General features: G+C 70.9%; 14 protein-coding genes. 9 read left to right on the forward strand and 5 right to left on the reverse strand.

Annotation, left to right across the window (positions count from 1 at the left end; translation table 11 throughout):
* Positions 1-465 precede the first annotated feature (465 nt).
* Positions 466-2,706, reverse strand: coding sequence for a sensor histidine kinase (locus tag D3869_RS04895; RefSeq protein WP_137139153.1), 2,241 nt, complete (start codon positions 2,704-2,706; stop codon positions 466-468).
* A gap of 242 nt (positions 2,707-2,948) precedes the next feature.
* Complete coding sequence (locus D3869_RS04900) at positions 2,949-4,409, reverse strand: ATP-binding response regulator (RefSeq protein WP_247895726.1); 1,461 nt, start codon at positions 4,407-4,409, stop codon at positions 2,949-2,951.
* A gap of 501 nt (positions 4,410-4,910) precedes the next feature.
* Here D3869_RS04900 and D3869_RS04905 point away from each other — a divergent pair.
* The 3 genes from D3869_RS04905 to D3869_RS04915 all read left to right on the forward strand — a co-directional run bounded on the left by D3869_RS04905 (position 4,911) and on the right by D3869_RS04915 (position 8,663).
* Positions 4,911-6,047, forward strand: a complete 1,137-nt coding sequence (locus D3869_RS04905; RefSeq protein WP_137139154.1) for a sensor histidine kinase — start codon at positions 4,911-4,913, stop codon at positions 6,045-6,047.
* A gap of 94 nt (positions 6,048-6,141) precedes the next feature.
* Positions 6,142-6,624, forward strand: coding sequence for an MmcB family DNA repair protein (locus D3869_RS04910; RefSeq protein WP_137139155.1), 483 nt, complete (start codon positions 6,142-6,144; stop codon positions 6,622-6,624).
* A 92-nt stretch (positions 6,625-6,716) separates the two neighbouring features.
* Positions 6,717-8,663: a response regulator gene (locus D3869_RS04915; RefSeq protein WP_137139156.1), complete on the forward strand. Its 1,947-nt coding sequence runs from the start codon at positions 6,717-6,719 to the stop codon at positions 8,661-8,663.
* A gap of 18 nt (positions 8,664-8,681) precedes the next feature.
* Here the strand turns inward: D3869_RS04915 and D3869_RS04920 are convergent, their stop codons facing one another.
* The gene (locus D3869_RS04920) at positions 8,682-9,245 is read right to left on the reverse strand and encodes a GNAT family N-acetyltransferase (RefSeq protein ID WP_137139157.1); all 564 of its coding nucleotides are present in this window, start codon (positions 9,243-9,245) and stop codon (positions 8,682-8,684) included.
* 171 nt (positions 9,246-9,416) lie between these two features.
* Here D3869_RS04920 and D3869_RS04925 point away from each other — a divergent pair, with 171 nt between their 5' ends.
* The 3 genes from D3869_RS04925 to D3869_RS04935 all read left to right on the forward strand — a co-directional run bounded on the left by D3869_RS04925 (position 9,417) and on the right by D3869_RS04935 (position 13,724).
* Complete coding sequence (locus D3869_RS04925) at positions 9,417-11,498, forward strand: 4Fe-4S binding protein (protein WP_137139158.1); 2,082 nt, start codon at positions 9,417-9,419, stop codon at positions 11,496-11,498.
* A 198-nt stretch (positions 11,499-11,696) separates the two neighbouring features.
* Positions 11,697-12,722, forward strand: a complete 1,026-nt coding sequence (gene moaA, locus D3869_RS04930) for a GTP 3',8-cyclase MoaA (RefSeq protein ID WP_014241273.1) — start codon at positions 11,697-11,699, stop codon at positions 12,720-12,722.
* 147 nt (positions 12,723-12,869) lie between these two features.
* Positions 12,870-13,724, forward strand: coding sequence for an NAD kinase (locus tag D3869_RS04935; protein ID WP_137139159.1), 855 nt, complete (start codon positions 12,870-12,872; stop codon positions 13,722-13,724).
* Between the two features lie 21 nt (positions 13,725-13,745).
* On the opposite strand, the gene D3869_RS04940 is transcribed toward D3869_RS04935, so the two are convergent.
* Positions 13,746-14,612 carry an N-formylglutamate amidohydrolase gene (locus tag D3869_RS04940; RefSeq protein ID WP_137139160.1) on the reverse strand — a complete coding sequence of 289 codons (867 nt, stop codon included), beginning with the start codon at positions 14,610-14,612 and terminating at the stop codon, positions 13,746-13,748.
* A 257-nt stretch (positions 14,613-14,869) separates the two neighbouring features.
* On the opposite strand from D3869_RS04940, the gene D3869_RS04945 reads away from it, so the two are divergent.
* Both D3869_RS04945 and D3869_RS04950 read left to right on the forward strand, forming a co-directional pair.
* Entirely contained in the window at positions 14,870-15,820 is a 951-nt protein-coding gene (locus D3869_RS04945) for a succinylglutamate desuccinylase/aspartoacylase domain-containing protein (RefSeq protein WP_247895727.1), read from the forward strand.
* Positions 15,821-15,839: 19 nt separating this feature from the next.
* Positions 15,840-16,901, forward strand: a complete 1,062-nt coding sequence (locus tag D3869_RS04950) for an AbrB family transcriptional regulator (protein WP_137139162.1) — start codon at positions 15,840-15,842, stop codon at positions 16,899-16,901.
* Between the two features lie 320 nt (positions 16,902-17,221).
* Here the strand turns inward: D3869_RS04950 and D3869_RS04955 are convergent, their stop codons facing one another.
* A complete protein-coding gene (locus D3869_RS04955) occupies positions 17,222-17,755 on the reverse strand; it encodes a CreA family protein (protein ID WP_137139163.1) in 534 nt (177 codons plus the stop codon).
* A gap of 127 nt (positions 17,756-17,882) precedes the next feature.
* Between D3869_RS04955 and D3869_RS04960 the strand changes: the two genes are divergently transcribed.
* The gene (locus D3869_RS04960) at positions 17,883-18,995 is read left to right on the forward strand and encodes an AI-2E family transporter (protein ID WP_137139164.1); all 1,113 of its coding nucleotides are present in this window, start codon (positions 17,883-17,885) and stop codon (positions 18,993-18,995) included.
* Positions 18,996-19,014: the final 19 nt, after the last annotated feature.

A 19,014-nucleotide genomic window follows, 5' to 3' on the forward strand; every position in this document is an offset into this window, starting at 1 on the left:
AGAGCCGCCCGCCAAGGGCCGGTTCGGGGTGCCCTGAATAGCGTGGCACCGTGAAAGAGATGTGACAGGGTGGCGCATTTCGCGGCCCCGTTGCGGTGCAACAATGTCGCACCCCCCGTCGCCGCCGGTTCCGCCGACCCGCCGCACCCCGCGCCGTCCGTCTTCGACGACCGGCGGAAATGTCGTTCCGTCACGGTCTTACGACGACCCAAGGTTTCACCCCATGACCTATGTCAAGCGGTTGAGAGAGGCAATCCGTTTACTTCCTGGCACGACAATCCGCTCGCGCAGCATTGTATCACTGAGCAGGCGCAGCATGGCAAGACCTTGCGCGCGGAGCCCCGGAATTGACGGATTGTCGGGATTTTCGTGAAAAGGCGATGATGACGCCCGGCCATCCACGACAATTCCGCAGCGCACACGCCCGCCGCGCGCATGGCGCAAGCGTGGCAGGGCCGGTGAGGCTCAGGCGCTCGCCACCGAGGTGGTGGGCTCCTCGGGCAACGGGTGGTGGCGGTCGCCGACCATCAGCACGGCGATGGAAAAGACCGTGCCCTTGCCGACCCGCGACCGGACATCGACCTGATGGCCGAGGATCTGCGCGGTGCGCCGGACGATCGACAGTCCCAGCCCCAGCCCGCGCCCGCTGTCCCGCTGGTCGGTGCCGCAGCGGTAGAAATCGTCGAAGATCAGCTTGAGCTGGTCGGCGGGAATGCCCGGCCCGGTGTCCCACACCTCGATCAGCGCGTGCCCGTCGCGGCGCCGGCAGCCCAGCAGGATCGTCCCGGTCCCGGCGTAGCGCAGCGCGTTGACCAGCAGGTTGCGCACCATGCGCTCCAGCAGCACCGGATCGCTGAGCACGCAGGCGGAGGTGGGGACCATCCGCAGCACCATGCCCTTGCTGGCCGCCTGCTCCGCGAACTCGCGGTTCAGCCGGTTGGCGATGTCCTGGAACGGGAAGACGGTGGGGCGCGGCTTGACGTTGCCGGCCTCCAGCGCGGAGGTGTCGAGCAGCGTGTTGAGCAGCGTGTTGCCGGCGGCGATCGCCTCTCCCAGCTTTTCCGCCACCTCCAGCTGCTTGGCGTCGGACAGGCGGGCGGACAGGATGTGGTGGAACAGGCTCATCGCCTGGAAGGGCTGGCGCAGATCGTGGCTGGCGGCGGCGAGGAAGCGCGACTTGGCCCGGTTGGCTCGCTCCGCCTCCGCATGGGCCTCCGCCAGCGCCTCGCGGATGCGGACGCCGTCGGAGATGTCGATGGCGGCGCAGATCACGCCCGACACCGCTCCGACCTCGTCCCGCAGCGGCTCGACGATCAGGTCGAACACCTGCTCCGGGCCGGGGGCCCCGCCGATGCGGACCTCCTGGCGGGAGCCGGTGCCGGTCTCCAGCACCGTCCGCTTCACCGCGTCCAGCCGGGCCGCGTCGTCCGGCGCGTGGATGGCGGCGTTGGTCCGCCCGATGAAGGTCTCCGCCGCCCGCCCGGTCTGCGGGTTGTACATCCACATATAGCGCAGGTTGCGGTCCAGGCTGAACACGGCGACCCGCGAATGGCGCAGCGCCATGCGGAACCGCTCCTCGCTTTCGCGCAGCGCGCGGGCCATGGCGGCGCGGGCGCGCGCCTCGGTCACCAGGAAGCGCTTGGCCTGCGCCTCGCGCCGGGTGTAGCCGGCCAGCGCGCCGGTCAGGAGAAGCCCCATCACCAGGACGATCCAGGCCGGATAGTCCACCGGTGCCAGCCGGGGTTCGGGCGGAATGGCCAGCGCCAGGGTCCAGCGCCGGCCGCCGATCAGCAGATCGCGCTCGACCACCGTATCGCCATCCTTGCGGATGTCGCTGAAAAGAACGCCCTCCCGGCTCGCGGATGGGGCGTCGAGGTCGCGGGACGCCAGGATGCGCCCGCCATCCTCCGCCGGCCCGTCGAGCAGGTGCACCGCCCCGTGCAAACCGTCCACGCGGTTGCCCGCCTCCTCCAGAAGGCGGGCAATGCCGAAGACCGAGGCGACGTAGCCGGCGACCTCGGCGCAGCGGTCGGCACCGTCCATCTCGTCCACGGGGTAGCGGTAGACAGGAAGATACAGGCCGATGCTGTGCCCGGCCTCCCCCCGTTGACGCGGCGGCAGGGCCTCCGTCGCCGTCAGGTCGCCCGACGCGCAGGCCCGCGCCAGCACCTCCGCCCGGTTGGGCAGCGACAGGATGTTGATTCCCTGCCCAAAGGCGCCGCCCCGCTCCGGCTCCACCAGCGTGTTGACGAACAGATCCCCATGGGAGGCCGCCGGGGCCGTGGCGGGAGAGGTGCCGCCCGTCTCGTCCGCGTTCCGGACGGTGAAGTCCCGCCGCCCGGCGGCCCGCATCGCCGCCTCCAGCGCGGAAACCTCCGCCGAGGACACCCGGCTTACCCAGGCGACCGACCACAGGCCGGGATAAAGCGACATGATCGGCCGGACCGCCGCCGCGAAGCCGTCGCGGTCGGCCGGGCGGGAATCCGAAAAGGCCGAACGCAGCGTCCTCAACAGCAGCGTGTGGCTGCCGATCCGCTCCGTCAGGGCGTCATGGAACTGGGTGAACTGCCGCTCGTGCTGCGCGCGCTCCGCCGCGCGGTTGGCGGAGCGCATCTGGAAAAAGGCGCCCAGAGTCAGCGTCAGGCCCGCGGCGACCAGCACCGGAACCGCTAACGAGACCCGCCTCCTTCTGTCCAGCAGCGGCATGCCACCCGTTCCCAACGGCCATCACCGAAATCGTCAGATCATCCGACTATAGCAAGCGCCCCCGCGCCTCGATAATGGAAAAGCCCTTATCCTCCCAAATGGATAGTTTGTCCCCACGAGGACATGGGTGTGGCCGACTATTGATTGTCGTTTGCAAGGGGATTGCGCGCTCATTTCGATGTCAATTCTGCAATACAGGAACGGCGACGGGGATTGGCACTTGAAAGCGACCCGAAACCTTCTCAGGACTTCAGCCGCTCGCGGCCGAGAAGCCGCGCCACCGCCCCCCGCAGGGCCATCGGCGCCACCGGCTTGTGAAGCAACGGATATCCGGACAGCCGCGCCTCGCGCAGGCGCATCGGATCGGTGTCGCCGGTGAGGATCAGCCCGGGAAGCGTGGCGTCGAGCGCCTTACCGATCTGGCGGATGGCGACGATTCCGTTCATCGCCCCTTTCAACCGCAGGTCGGAGATGACGAGGTCGGGCGGCTGCGGACCGGGACCCAGCCGCTCCAGCGCGGCGTCCACCGAGTCCGCGGCGACCACCGCGCATCCCCATTGGCCGAGCAGCGCGCCCAGCGCCTCCAGCACCATCGGATCGTCCTCGATGACCAGCACGCGGGCGCGGCTGACGTCCTCGCCCGGCGCCGCGCCGATGACCCCGGCGGAGCCGGCGGGCTCCGCGGCGGACGGCGGGTCGTCCGCCCCCTCAGCCGCCCGCGGCACCAGCACCGCCAGCATCGTGCCGCGGCCGGGCGCCGAATCCACCTCGAGCCGGTGCCCCAGCCGCCGCGCCAGACCGCAGGCGAGCCGCAATCCAAGATCGATCGCCGGGGGGTCCCCCGATCCGTCCGGGCACCGGATCTCCTCCCGCAGGGCGAGAAGCTGGTCGGGAAGCAGGCCGCGACCGGTGGACCACAGCTCGATCCGCAGATCCGGCCCCCGGCGGCGGCAGCCGAGCACGACCCGTCCCCGCTCCGTGTGGCGCAGGGCGCTGGCCACGAATCCCTGGAGGATACGCTCCAGAAGCGAAGCATCGGTGGCGACCCGCACCGAGCAGGGCAGCACCGAGAAGCGCAGTCCCCGACCGTCGAAGCGCGGGGCGGCGTCCAGCGCCACCCGGGTCAGGATGCCGTTGACCACGGGCGCGCCGATGTCCGGCTGAACCAGACCGGCCTCCAGCCGCACGAGGTCGAAATGGCCGTCCACCATCCCGCGCAGCGACTGCACCGCGTTGCCCATGGCGTTCAGCAGGTCGCGCGCCGCCGGGTCGCCGAGGGCTCCGCCCCGCCCCGGAGCGCCCTTGCCGCCACCCGCCGCGGTCCCGTCGAGCCGCCCTTCCAAGGCCCCCAGAAGCAGCGACAGGGCGGCCAGCGGCTGGCGCAGGTCATGGCTGGCTGCGGCGAACAGGCGGCCCGACAGGTCGGCGCCCGCCGTGGGTCCGCCTCCGGCGGCGTCCGCTCCGGCGGTGCGGCGGACGAACCCGCCTCCGCTCAGCGGCCAGTCGGTGACGGTGTGGCCGGGGGGCAGGCAACGGAACAGAGGTGCCAGCGCTTCCGGCAAGGCCCCCGGGACCAGAAGGCGGCCGGCACCGGCCAGCGATTCCGCCGCGTCGTTCCAGGCGGTCAGCCGGTCGTCGGCGTCGAAGACCAGGACCGCGCCATGCCGTCCCACGCCATGCGGATAAGCTCCTTCGCTCGTCACGGGCGGCGTCCCCCACTGCGTGCACGCGGTTTTCTGGGCGACCGGAAGCGGTCCCTCGGCAACAGGCTACGGATGCGGCGCCCAGGATCAAGCCCACCGTTCGTCCGACCACCGACAGGACTATTCGGCTTGGCGTCCGGCACGGCCCCGAAGCCGCTGGTCACGCGAACAATTAAAGGGATTTTATATAAAAGTCAAGAAAAGGCCGCGAGCATTGCCCGGAACGCTTTAGTAACGGCCGAGGTTGTCGCAATTTGTCGGTTGCATGTTTCTCAAAAGTTTTCGACTATGCGACCAATGGATGCCGTGATCGACCCCCCTTTCCGCGACCGACAACCGGAGGCGGCAACGCCGGCTGGCGCGGAGCCTGCTGCGCTCTTGGATCGCGGCGAGCCGGAGGGGAACGGTTTGGCCGACCTTGCACGGGGCGGCGACGCTCCGGCGAACAGAACAGCGGCGACAAGAACACCGACAAACCGAACGCCGGCCGACGATGCCCTGATGGGCGCGGCGTTGGCGGCTCTGGCCGACGGAATCGGCGTCCTGGCCGCGGTCCGTGACGGCACCGGCGCCGTCGCAGACTTCGAGTGGCTGACGGCCAACCATGCGGCGGAACGGCTGTTCGGGCACCCCCTGAGCGGGCGCCGGCTGCGCGCCGACGATCTCCAGGATGGCGATGGGGCCGGCCTGTTCGCCTGCCTTGCCGATTGCCTGATGGAAAGGCAGACGGTGCGCCGTCTGGTGATCGCCCCCGGGGGTGCGCGCTGGCGGATCGCCGCCACCCCGCTCGACACCGCTCCCTCCGGCGCTGCCCGCGCGGCACCGACCGTCTGCGTCTCCCTCGTGGAGCTTGGCGCCGAGGTTCCCGCCGTGCCGGAATCGCACCGCGCCCACCGGGCCAAGGCGGAATTCCTGGCGCACATGAGCCACGAGCTGCGCACCCCGCTGAACGCGGTTCTGGGCTTTTCCGAGGTGTTGCTGGCGGAGACCTTCGGCCCGCTCGGCTCACCCCGCTACCGCAGCTACGCCGCGGACATCCACGCCAGCGGCACCCATCTCCTGTCGCTGATCGACGGCATCCTGGACCTGTCGCAGAGCGAGACCGCCCGGACGGACATGCAGGAGGAGGCCATCAACGTGGCCGACGCCGCCCGTCAGGCGCTGGCGCAGGTGGGCGACAAGGCGGCGGCCCGCGGCGTGGACATCGGGGAGGATCTGTCGGGGGACCTGCCCCTTCTCTACGGCGACGCCCGGGCGCTGCAGCGGATGCTCACCAACCTGCTGTCGAACGCGGTGAAGTTCACCCCTTCGGGCGGGCAGGTGATGCTGTCGGCCAGCCCCATGCCGGACGGCGGGATCGGGCTGATGGTGGCCGACACCGGCGCCGGCATCGCCGAGGACGAGCTGGCCCGCGTCCTGGAACCCTTCGGCCGCGCCGACATGACCCTCCCCCGCGGCGCCACCGGGACGGGCATCGGCCTGCCCGTGGTCAAGCGGCTGATGGAGATGCACGGCGGGCGGCTCGACCTCTACAGCGAACCCGGTGCCGGTACGACGGCCATCCTGATGTTCCCGCCGCGGCGCAGCCTGCCCCATGCGGCTCCCCATGGCATCTCCCACGCCGCCCACCACGCCTGACCCTTTCGCGCGGCGCGGATACGGCAAAAGTCCCTTGGCAACGGCGCGAAGCCGGGTCATTGTGCCCCTTCGTTCCTGAACTGTTCCGTTCGAGATGGTCGATATCCTGTTGCAGGGCGACGAGCCGCCGATCCCGGCGGGCGGCGCCGTCCCGATCTTCCGCGGGGTGCGCCGTGCGCTGGCCGCGCGCGGCTTCGTCAGCATGGCGGAGTTCCGGCTGGCCAGCGGACGCCGCGCCGACGTCCTGGCAATGGACGGCGCCGGCACCGTCGTCATCGTCGAGGTGAAAAGCTGCGTGGCCGATTTCCGGGCCGACCAGAAATGGCCGGACTACCGGGACTGGTGCGACGCCTTCTACTTCGCCGTGGACGACGCCTTCCCGGCGGAGCTGATCCCCGACGACTGCGGCCTGATGGTCGCCGATGCCTATGGCGCGGAGATCCTGCGCGAGGCGCCGGAGCACCGGCTGGCCCCGGCGCGGCGCAAGGCGCTGACCCTGCGCGCGGCGCTCACCGGGGCCGGCCGCCTGCACCGGATCGAGGACCCGGCCTGGACCCAGGCCACCTCGCCGGTGTGAGCGCCCGGCGCGACCGCTCTCCCCGAAGCTCCATGGCAAAGCCTCGCCAAGCCGGTGTACTCTGCGCCACCAACGGGAACGGGCGGGCCGACATGCACGCACAGGACGCCGGGCCAGCCACCGCGGCGCACACGCACCATCGCGACCGCAGCCCGCGGATGCAATCCTCCGCGCTCGGCGTCCCTGGAATTGGCGCCCTCAGGTTCGGTGCTCCCAGGTTTGGCGCCGGTTGGATCGGAGCGCTTGCCCTGGCCGCGCTGCTGGCCGGCACCGGTGTCGGCGGCTCCGTCTGGCTCGCCCTGGCCGAGATGGACGCCCGCGCCCGCGGCCAGGCCGCCCGCAGCCTGGACGAGGCGCTCGACCTCATGCGCGTCGCGGAGCTGGCCGCCGGGCTGACCTCGGACGCGGCCGAACTGGAATCGGCGGGCACCGCCCAGCGCCGGTTGGCCGCCCACAACGCCCTGCGCCAGAGGACGCATCAGCTCGGCGCCACGCTGGACAGCCTGCCGCGGGATTGGCACGCCGAGCTGCGCTTCGCCGCCCTGGCCATCCGCGCGGAGGCGGACGAGCTGAACACCACGGTGGAGCGCCGCCTGAGCGTGCAGAACAGCCTTCAGGATCTCATCGGGCAGGTGGCGGGCCGCAGCGAGGCGCTGGCGGCGGCTCTCGCCGCATCGCGCACGCCGCCGCCGGACGGTGAATCGCTGCGCCGGATCGACGACTCACGGCAGGCGGTTGCCCTCCGCCTGCTCGCCGCCACGACGGCGCCGGCCGCCTCGGCGCAGGGCGATTTCCGCAAGGTTGCCGGCGCGCTGTTCGACTCCTTGAACGACCTTCCGATCGACGCCGCGAGCCCACGCCGCGCCGACGCCGCGCGCCAGCTCGTCGCGCTGGGACTGGACGACCGGAACCTCTTCGACCTGCGGCAGGAGCTGGAGGCGCTGACCGCCAAGGCGGCGGGGATCGCCGCGCTGCTGCGCGGCACCGCCACGGACCTCGCCCAGCGGAGCGGCCGCGGCGCGCTGGCCCTGCGCGACGGGCTGCGGGAGGGGGACGCGTCCTACGCCCGCTGGGCGGGCGTGGAGCTGTCCGCCGCCGCCCCGGCCGGGGTCGGGCTGGTCACCGGGCTGGCGGTCCTCACGGCCGCACTGGGCGTCGCGCGGGCCCGCCTCCCGCGAGCCCGCCAGTCCGAAACGGACGGGGCGGAGCGGACCGGCGCGCCGCCCGGCAAGCCCTCGCTGCGCGTCCTTCTGGCGGAGGACGAGCCGGTCAGCCAGCAGGCCGCGGCCATGATGCTGCGCCGCGCCGGTCATGTGGTGACGGTGGTGGGCGACGGGCGGGCCGCCCTGGCGGCGGCACGGCGTGACCGCTACGACCTCGTCCTGATGGACATGCAGATGCCGGATATGGACGGGATCGAGGCGACCCGCCGCATCCGCGCCCTTCCCCATGGCGCCGGAGCCACGGCGGCGGGGCTGCGCATCGTCGCGCTGACCGCCTCCGCCGTGCCCGGGGCGGTGGAGCGCTGCCGGGCGGCGGGAGCCGACGCCGTCCTGGAGAAGCCGTTGCGCCTGCCCGCGCTGGCCACCCTGCTGGACCGCCTGTCCACCGGCTCCGCCACGGCCTCCGCCGTTGCCGGCAAGGCCCCGGCGCCGGAGCATGACTCCGCTCCCCCTATGCTCGATGGGCCCGTGCTCGATGGGCCCGTGTTCGATGAGGACGCCATCCGCCAGATGCGCGAGCATCTGCCGGCGGAGCGGGTGGCCGCCCTGGTGAGCAACACCCTCGTCACGCTGCGCGGCTACCACGCCGCGCTGGGGCAGGCCTGGACCGCCGGGGACCGGGCGGCCGCCGGGGCCATGGCCCACAAGATCGCCGGGGTCGCCGGAATCTACGGCTGCGTGGCGCTGCGCGGCGCCGCAAGGTCGCTCGAAACCGCGCTGGACACCGGCAAGGGCGACCCCGACGCCCTGTGCCGCGCGCTGGACGCCGCCGTTCCGCCGGCGCTCGCCGCCCTGGACCGCTGGAGCGGCGGCTGAAGCGGATTGGGACCCGCCTTACCGCACCGCCACCGGCTGGCCCGGTCCCTCGCCCTGCGGAATGTCGGACCGCCCGGCCCCCAGGTCCTTCTGCATCATGACCACGTCCAGCCAGCGCCCGAACTTCAGCCCCACGGCCTCGACCACGCCGCAGGTGCGGAAGCCCAGCGCGGCGTGCAGCCCGATGGACCCGGCGTTCTCCGACCCGCCGACCAGCGCCACCATCTGGCGGTAGCCCTGCGCCACGCAGCGGTCGATCAGCGCCTGGAGCAGCAGGCGCCCGAGGCCCTGACCGCGCGCCTCCTCGGCGATGTAGACGGAATCCTGGATGGTGAAGCGGTAGGCGGAGCGGACGTGGTAGGCGCTGCCGTAAGCGTAGCCGAGGACCACGCCGTCGCGCTCGGCGACCAGCCAGGGCAGCCCGGCGCCGGTGATGGCGCGGAAGCGCCCCTCCAGCTCCGCCACGTCGGGCGGCTCCTCCTCGAAGGTGCCGACGCCGTGCCGGACATGGTGCTCGTAGATCCGCTGGAAGGCGGGGACGTCCTCGACGCGGGCGTCGCGGACGGTGGGGGCGCTGGTCATGGCAGGCGAGTCCGAGGGATGAAGGGGGACGACCATCCTGCCGCACGCATTTTGCTGTCGCAACCGTGCCACCCAGCCGATATGTACAGAACTGGAACGCGCTGCGTGCAACAGGGCTTGTGCAACAGGGCTTCTCAGGGCAGGTCTTTTCAGGGCAAGGGGTTGGATGCGATGAAGATCAACGGCCGGACGGTGCTCGTCTGCGATTGCGCCCACAGCATGGCGCTCGACGGCAAGGCGTTGGCCAGGGCCTGCGGGGCCGCGGCGGGGGCGGAGGGCGAGCTGTCCGTCGCCACCCAGCTCTGCCGCACCCAGCTCGACCGGTTCGAGGCGCGCGTGGCGGAGGGCGCCCCTCTGCTCGTCGCCTGCACCCAGGAGGCCCCGCTGTTCGCGGAGATCGCCGCCCAGGACAACCCGGAGGACAAACCGGACGCCACCTTGGCCTTCACCAACATCCGCGAACGCGCCGGCTGGTCGGACGAGGGCGCGCTGGCCGGGCCGAAGATCGCCGCCCTGCTGGCCGAGGCGGCCATGGACATCCCGCCGACCGGCACGATCACGCTGGCCTCGGAAGGCACCGCGCTGGTCTACGGCACCGACGAGCGCGCCATCGAGGTGGCCCGGCAACTGTCCGGCAGCCTGGACGTCACCGTTCTGCTGAAGTCCCCGAAGGACGTCGCCCCGCCGCGCGTCATGGATGTGCCGGTCTTCAAGGGCACCATCCGCGCCGCCAAGGGCTGGCTGGGCAATTTCGAGATCGTGGTGGACGACTACGCCCCGGCCATCCCGGCCTCGCGCGCCGTGCTGGGCTTCGAGCCGCCGCGCCACGGCGCCGCCTCGCGCTGCGACGTCATCGTGGACCTGACCGGCGGGGCGCCGCTGTTCCCGGCGCACGGGAAGCGCGACGGCTACCTGCGGCCCGACCCCGACAGCCCCGCCGCCGTCGCCAAGGCGGTGTTCGAGGCCGCCGATCTGGTCGGCGAGTTCGAGAAGCCGCGCTACATCGATTTCAAGGCCGACCTTTGCGCCCATTCGCGCAGCCGCAAGACGGGCTGCACCCGCTGCCTGGAGGTCTGCCCCACCGGCGCCATCACGCCGAACGGCGACCATGTGGCGATCGACCCGCACATCTGCGCCGGCTGCGGCTCCTGCGCCTCGGTCTGCCCGACGGGGGCCAGCACCTACGCCCTGCCGCCGCTCCAGACGGTCTACGAGCGGCTGCGCACGCTGCTGTCGAGCTACGCCAAGGCCGGCGGGACGGAGCCGGTGCTGCTCGTCCACGACCCGCGGCACGGCGATGAGATGATCTCGCTGATCGCGCGGTACGGCCGCGGCCTGCCGGCCCGCGTCCTGCCCTTCGCGGTGAACGAGGTGACGCAGCTCGGCTTCGACGTGTTCGCGGCGGCGCTGGCCTATGGCGCGGGACGGGTGCGCGTTCTGGTCGGGCCGGGCAACGCCGGCGAGACCGCCGGGCTGGCCAGCCAGATTGGTCTGGCCGAGACGGCGATGGCCGGCCTGGGCTACGGCTCCGGCCGGGTGTCGATCATCGACGCCCAGGACCCCGACGCGGTGGCCGCGGAGCTGTGGGACCTGCCGCGCGAGGGTGCTCCCGCCCCCGGCACCTTCCTGCCGATGGGTGGCAAGCGCACCGTCACCATGCTGGCGCTGCGCCACCTGCACAAGGTCGCGCCGGAACCGCTGGAGGTCCTGCCGCTGCCGCCGGGCGCCCCCTTCGGGCGGGTGCAGGTGATGACGGAGGGCTGCACGCTCTGCCTGTCCTGCGTCGGCGCCTGCCCGACCGGGGCGCTGCTCGACAACGCCGACAAGCCGATGCTGTCCTTCTCGCAGGACGCCTGCGTGCAGTGCGGCCTGTGCAAGACCACCTGTCCGGAGAAGGTCATCGCGCTGGTCCCGGAGATCGACTTCCGCGACAGCGCCCGCGGCGCCAAGGTGCTGAAGGAGGAGGAGCCCTTCTGCTGCGTCAAGTGCGGCAAGCCCTTCGCCACCAAATCCTCGATCGACAAGATCGTCGCGGTCCTGGCCGGACGCCACGCCATGTTCGCCACGCCGGAGGCCGCCGACCGCATGCGCATGTGCGGCGACTGTCGCGTCGTCGACCAGTTCGAGCGGGGCGACTCGCCCTTCGCGCTCGGCGCCCCACGCGCGCCCCGCACGACCGAGGACTATCTGCGCGAGCGGGAACTGGCCCAGAACGGCAAGGACGGCGGTCCGGACGGCGGCAGCATCCACTGAGCGACGCCGACGGCACCGCCGCGCGGCGCCGGGATTTGATCGCCGTCAAGTCCCGGCGCCGCGCTTCGTGGTCTCCTGCGCCTGAAATTCCAGGTGGCGAAAAATCCGCAACTCGGACCTATATATCAGGATCGGGTTCGGGGTCATAATCGCCGCCCGGACTGCACGATACGCACCCCCTTGGGGAGAAGCCTGACGATGACGACCGTTCCGCCGACCGCCGCCGCCCCGCTCGTCGATCCTTTCGGGCGGACCGTCAGCTATCTGCGCGTGTCCGTCACCGACCGCTGCGACCTCCGCTGCGTCTATTGCATGGCGGAGGACATGAGCTTCCTGCCCAAGGCGGAGGTGCTGACGCTGGAGGAGATCGACCGCGTCTGTTCCGCCTTCGTCAAGCTGGGCACCCGCAAGCTGCGCCTGACCGGCGGCGAGCCGCTGGTCCGCAAGGGCATCCACGAGCTGATCCACAGCCTGGGCCGCCATGTGAAGGCCGGCGACCTGGACGAGCTGACGCTGACCACCAACGGCACCATGCTGTTCAAGTACGCCGGCGATCTGGTGGAGGCCGGGGTGCGCCGCATCAACGTGTCGCTGGACACGCTCGACCCCCACAAGTTCCAGGCGATCACCCGCTGGGGCCGGCTGGACAAGGTGCTGGGCGGGCTCCAGGCCGCCAAGGAGGCGGGGCTCCAGGTCAAGATCAACACGGTCGCGCTGAAGGGCGTGAACGACGACGAGTTCCACCGTCTGGTCGGCTGGTGCGGCGAGCAGGGCTTCGACCTGACCTTCATCGAGGTCATGCCGATGGGCGAGATTGGCGACGAGGCGCGGCTCGACCAGTACCTGCCGCTCAGCCTCGTGCGGGCGGAGCTGGCCAAGCGCTGGACGCTGGACGAGATCGACTACCGCACCGGCGGCCCGGCCCGCTATGTCCGGGTGGCCGAGACCGGCGGGCGCATCGGCTTCATCACGCCGCTGACCCACAATTTCTGCGAAAGCTGCAACCGCGTGCGGCTGACCTGCACCGGCACCCTCTACATGTGCCTGGGCCAGGAGGACGCCGCCGACCTGCGCACCCCGCTGCGCCTCAGCGACGACGACGGGCTGCTGGTCCAGGCGGTGCGCGACGCGATCGCCCGCAAGCCCAAGGGCCACGACTTCATCATCGACCGCCGCCACCAGGGCCCGGCGGTCCCGCGCCACATGAGCGTGACCGGCGGATGATCCGCCCGCAGCCGGGCGCCCTCGCGCCGCCGGCATGGGGAGGGTGAGGGGGTTGCGCGTGGCGATGCGTCCGGAAGACGCGCATCGCCTCCCCTTGACCGAAGCGGCCTTCTGCAACCGGGCATCCTGCGCTATGGTCCTCCGGACATGACCGAAACCGCCGCCAAGCTGCCCGCCGATCCGACCCTGGACCCGCTGGCGCCCGATTCCCCGGCCCGCAAGCCCGACGACCTCCGCATCGCCTTCTGCGCGGCGAGCACGGAAGAGGCGATGCGGGCGCGCACCCGGCTGGTCCACCGCTACGGCAACGCGCCGCTGGAGGACGCCGACGTCGTCGTGGCGCTGGGCGGCGACGGCTTTTTGCTGGAGACGCTGCACCGCGCGCTGAAGCGCGACGGACAGAACCCGCCGCCGGTCTACGGCATGAACCGGGGATCGGTCGGCTTCCTGCTGAACGTCTTCCGCGAGGACGAGCTGGCCGAGCGGCTGGCCAGCGCCCAGAGCGTCAAGCTGCACCCCCTGCGCATGAGGGCCACCCGCTGCAACGGCGAGCAGGTGGAGGCGCTGGGCATCAACGAGGTGTCGATGCTGCGCGAGACGCGGCAGGCCTCGAAGCTGCGCATCACCGTGGACGGCGTCGTCCGCCTGCCGGAGCTGATCTGCGACGGCGTGCTGGTCGCCACCCCCGCCGGCAGCACCGCCTACAACCTGTCGGCCCACGGCCCGATCATCCCGCTGGGCGCGGGGGTGCTGGCCCTGACGCCCATCAGCTCCTTCCGGCCGCGACGCTGGCGCGGGGCGCTGCTGCCCCACAGCTCCAAGATCACCGTGGACATTCTGGAAGAGGTCAAGCGCCCGGTCAGCGCCGTGGCTGATTCGACCGAGGTGCGCGAGGTCATCCGCGTCGATGTGGAAGAAGCGCGCGACGTCGCGCTGACCCTGTTGTTCGATCCGGAGCTGAATTTCGAGGAGCGGATTCTGAAGGAGCAGTTCTCGCCGTGACGCTCGTTCCCGGCGTCGCCCTTACTCGGCGGCGCGGCGTACGGTGCTGGCCTGCGCGTGGGCGCAGATGCGGCGGGTCAAGGTGGTCAGGTCGGCCTGGAGCCGGGCGAAGCCCTCGTTCCGCTCCAGCGTTTCCTCGTTCATGTAGAGACGCCGGTTGATCTCGAGCTGAAGGGAATGGCGGCCCCGCGCCGGGTTGGAATGGCGGGACACCAGCTCGACCCCCTTGAAGGGATGGTTGCGCGCCACCTTGTAGCCGAGTCCGGTCAGCACCTGCTCGACCAGGGCGGTGAAGCCCGGTTCACAGGTCGTGCCGTCGCGGTCGCCCAGCACGAAATCCATGCCCAGCTTGTGCGCCGCCCCCGGCCCGACCGCGGAGGGCATGGAGTGGCAGTCGATGTGCCAGACGGCGCCGAACCGGGCGGCCAGATCGTCCATCACGCTGGCGACCTGGAAATGATAGGGCCGGTAGTAGCGGTCGATGCGCTCGGCCACCTCGGCCACCGACAGCCGCCCGTCGTAAAGCGGCATCCCCGGGCGGCACAGCGTGCGGATCAGCCCCATGCCGGCGGCGCTCTTCTCCGTCGGGCGCAGCGGTTCGGGCCAGCGCCCGTCGAGAATCGCCGGGTCGATGTCGTCGATCGCCCGGTTCGCGTCGATGTAGGTGCGCGGGAACAGGGCGCAGAGCAGGGTGGCGCCATGCTCCGGCGCGTGGGCGAACAGCTCGTCCACATGGGTGTCCTCGGCCTGCCGCAGGGTGGACAGCGGGCAGACGAAGGCGAAGTCGCGCGGGTAGACGGTGCCGCTGTGCGGTGAATCGAAGAACACCGGCAGGCGCGGGACGATCGGATCGTTGCGGACGAGCACGTCCTCGATCACGAAACTCATGGCTGACCCCGGTGTACCAACTGCGCCGACCAACCACGGCACCTGCCCGGATGGCATAGCAGGACGCTGCGGCGGATGGATTCGGGTATAGACGATGGCCGGGTGCCCGTCGACCAAAAACCGTCATACACCGGTAAGGCAAAGGACATGATGGACAAGTGGATATGGCGGGGCTGGCGCACCGCCGGACTCTCCGCCATACTGACCGTTCGGCGAACGCGCCCGGCACCGGCCAGACCCGCAAAGGCGAGATCCGCTTGACCGAATCCCTGCCACCGATCGAATTGACGCCGCCGGACATCGGCCCCTACCGTCGTGGAAACACCGGCATCGACCATGTCACGACGCTGGAGTCCGGGCGTCCCGGCCCGCAAGCCGTCATTGTTTCGCTGATCCACGGCAACGAGATCAGCGGCGCGGTGGCGATGGACCGGCTGTTCCGGATGGGTTTGCGGCCCACCCGCGGGCGGCTGACCCTGGTCTTCGCCAACACCGCCGCCTACCAGAGCTTCGATGCCGAGCGTCCCTACGCCTCCCGCTTCGTCGATGAGGACATGAACCGCGTCTGGTCGCCGGACGTTCTGGACGGGCCGCGCGACAGCGTGGAGCTGCGCCGCGCCCGGCAGCTCCGACCGGTGTTCGACGCCGCGGACGTCATCCTCGACCTGCATTCCATGACGGCGGACACCCCGCCCCTGACGCTGTGCGGGCGGACCGACCGCGCCCGCGCGCTGGCCCGCCGGCTCGGCCATCCGGCCTGGATCGTCGCGGACGAGGGGCATGCGGCGGGAAAGCGGGTGATCGACTACGCCGATTTCGCCGCGGCGGACGGGCGGCGCACCGCCATCCTGGTCGAATGCGGCCAGCACTGGCGCAATGAGACGGCGCTGGTCGCCTTGGAAAGCGCCATACGTTTCCTGCTCGCCCAGGAGATGATCGACCCGTCGCTGGCCGATCGCCACATCCGCCGTCACCCCGATCCGCTGCGCACCGTTGAGGTGACCGAGGCGGTGACAGCGGAGACCGACGAATTCTTCTTCGACGAGCCCTATGTGGGAATGGAGATCATCCCCCGCGCCGGAACGGTCCTGGGCCGCGACGGCGATCGCCCGATCGTGACGCCCTACGACGACTGCGTGCTGATCATGCCGGCCCGGCGCCCCAAATCCGGGCAGACCGCCGTCCGGCTGGGGCGGATCGTTCCTTGAACCGGACACAGCGAACGGCATGACCATCGGACCGGGGCTCCGGCCCTTCGCGCTCGCCCTCGCGCTGGGGACGGCGGGGGGCGCGCTGTTCAGCTATTTCCATCTGCCGCTGGCCTGGATGATCGGCGCCATGACCGCCACCACGGTCGCCGCCATGGCCGGTGTCGCGCTGCATGTGCCGAAACCGCTGCGCAACGCCATGATCATGATCCTCGGCGTGATGCTGGGCAGCGGCTTCACCCCGGACATCCTGGGGCGGCTCGGCGAGTGGAGCCTGTCGCTGAGCGCGCTGACCGTCTATCTCGTGCTGGCGACCACGCTGGGGGTTCAATACCTGCGCCGCGGCGCCCGGCTGGACCCGCCGACCGCCTTCTTCACCGCCACCCCCGGCGGGTTGAACGAGATGGTGATGGTCGGCACCCAGATGGGCGGCGACAGCCGGACCATGGCGTTGTCCCACGCGCTCCGTGTGATGCTGGTGGTGCTGGTCATCCCCTTCGCCTTCCAGGCGCTGGGGCTGTACGACCCGGCGCGGCGCGGCACGCTCGGCCCGCCCCTGCTGTCGCTCGCCCCGCTGGACGTGGCGCTGCTGTCCGCCTGCGCGCTGGGCTATCCCCTGGCGAAGCTGCTGCGCATCCCCGCCGCCCAGATCGTCGGACCGATGCTGCTGTCCGCCGCGATCCACCTCGCCGGGCTGACCGAGGGCAAGCCGCCGGGCGTTCTGGTCGCCGCGGCCCAGGTGGTGATCGGGGCGTCGCTGGGCTGCCGCTTCACCGGGTTGAACATCCGCCGCATCGGGCGCGACGGGCTGACCGCGCTGGGCCTCACCGGGCTGATGCTGCTGGTCACCACGGCGGCGGCCTGGATGGTCGACGAGGCGACCGGGTTGGGACTGGCCGCGCTGATCCTCGCCTTCGCGCCGGGCGGGCTGGCCGAGATGACGCTGGTCGCGCTGGCGCTGAACATCGACGTGGCGCTGGTCGCCACCCACCACATGGTGCGCATCATCCTGATCGTGACGCTGGCGCCCGGCTTATATCTGCTGTGGCGCAAGTGGCGGTCCCGCCGCGGCAACATCTGAGGAATTGCCCCCGGGCCAGCCGGCCAATCCGCCGCACACGCATGTGTGGAGTTTCCATTGCGCCCATCCCGCACCCCGTGCGAGGTGGAGGCGCGGACGGGTGGTGGAGTGCCACCACCCCGCCGCTCAACGAGGAGGCTCGGAGGATGAAGGAAATCCTCGGTCTCCTGATCCTGCTGCTCCAGATCGTCAAGGCGATCCTTGATCTTCTGAACCGGCAGTGATCGGGCCGGGAGGCGGGGGATAGGAGCCCCTGCCTCCCAAGCCTGATGATGGCTCCGCACCCGCCCGATTGCAAGCCATCCGATCATTTCCTCCGATCACTTCACGGGGGGTTTGCCCTTTTCCCATTGGGGGTTCGTGTCGATCAGCGGCACGCTGGAGATGGCCATCTTCGCCGAGGCGTCCTTCACCTGCCGGCTGTAGACCACATAGATCAGCGTGTCGTTCACCCGGTCGTAGATGCGGCGGATGGCGATCGACTTGAAGACCAGGCTCTTGCGCTCGGAGAAGACCTCCTCGCCCTTCTGCGACAGCTCGATGTCGCCGATCACCAGCGGCCCGGTGCGCCGGCACGAGATGGAGGCGTTGGACGGGTCCTCGAACCAGTTCCCCTTGGTCAGCCGGTCGAGCACGCTGCGGTCGAAATCCACCAGATGGCAGGTGATGCCCTTCACCTTCGGGTCCTCGATCGCCTGCACCTGGAGCCCGTTGCCGGTCCAATCGTTGGAGAAGCGCCCGACGACGAGGTCCTCGGCCGACGCCGTGGTGGAGGCAGCCATCGGTGGCAGCACGGTTAGCGCCAGGACCATCAGGCCGCGGCGGATGTTTATCGAAGGGAACGGGCTGCGCATCTCGTGGAACTCCGGTCGTCGCGAAGCGGGGCCGCGTGGGCGCGGTCCTGGAATACCCCTAAATCGGGCGGGGGTCCGGCGCCGTCAAGCGCCCCCCGGCCCGCTACTCCCGGAGTGCCTGCCCCCGATGAGCGACCGCACGATCGATCCGCCGCTGACCCCGCCGCCGGAGCCGGTGACCGAGCCCCTGCCCCCGGCCCGGAACCCCCGAGACCCGGTGCGGGTGGCGGTGGTGGGGCTGTTCGTCATCGCGCTTCTGTTCACGCTGTATTTCGGACGCGACGTGCTGCTGCCGATCATGCTCGCCTTGATCCTCAGCCTGTTGCTGCGGCCCTGCGTGCGCGGCCTCTACCGGCTCGGCCTGCCGGAGGCGCTGGGCGCGGCGGTGGTGGTGATCGTGGTGTTCGGCGCCGGGCTGGGGGCCATCTTCTCGCTGGCGACCCCGGCCACCGAATGGGTCAACCGGATGCCCCGCGTGGTCCACGAGCTGGAGTTCAAGCTGGGCGACATCCGCGAGGGGATTGATCGCGCCCGCGAGGCCTCCCGCCAGATCGAGCAGATGGCCTCCGACCGCAACGGCGCGGCGCGGGAGGTTGTGGTGCGCGGCCCGTCGCTGGCCGAGCAGGTGCTCCATCAGGCGGAGGCGGTGATCGCCAACGTGGTGATCCTCCAGGTGCTGCTCTATTTCTTCCTCGCCCGCGGGCGGCAGAGCCTGGAGGCGCTGATCGGCACGATGCGCGACGTCGACGACCGCGTGCATTACGCCATGGTCGCCGCCACGGTGCAGCAGAACATCGCCGCCTATCTGGCGACCATCACGGTCATCAACATCGGACTCGGACTCGCCACGACGCTGGCGATGTGGCTGTGGGGGGTGCCCAACGCGGCGCTGTGGGGAACGCTGGCCGGCCTCATCAACTACGTCCCCTTCATCGGGCCGGCGGTGATGACGGCGGTGCTGTTCCTGGTGTCGGCGCTCACCTTCGACGGGGGCGTGCAGATCTTCGGGCCGCCGCTGACCTTCGTGGCGCTGACGATGATGGAGGGGAACTTCCTGACCCCGATGATCGTCGGGCGGCGTCTGGCGCTGAACCCCATAGGGGTGTTCGTGTCCATCCTGTTCTGGGGCTGGATGTGGGGCATTCCCGGCGCCCTGCTGGCGGTGCCGATCCTGGCGATCCTGAAGATCCTGTTCGACGCGCACGAGCCGCTGAAGCCGGTCGGCGCCCTGTTGGGCTGAAGCTGCGGCTCTGGCCGGG

Source organism: Azospirillum brasilense (assembly GCF_005222205.1).
GTDB classification, from domain to species: domain Bacteria; phylum Pseudomonadota; class Alphaproteobacteria; order Azospirillales; family Azospirillaceae; genus Azospirillum; species Azospirillum brasilense_G.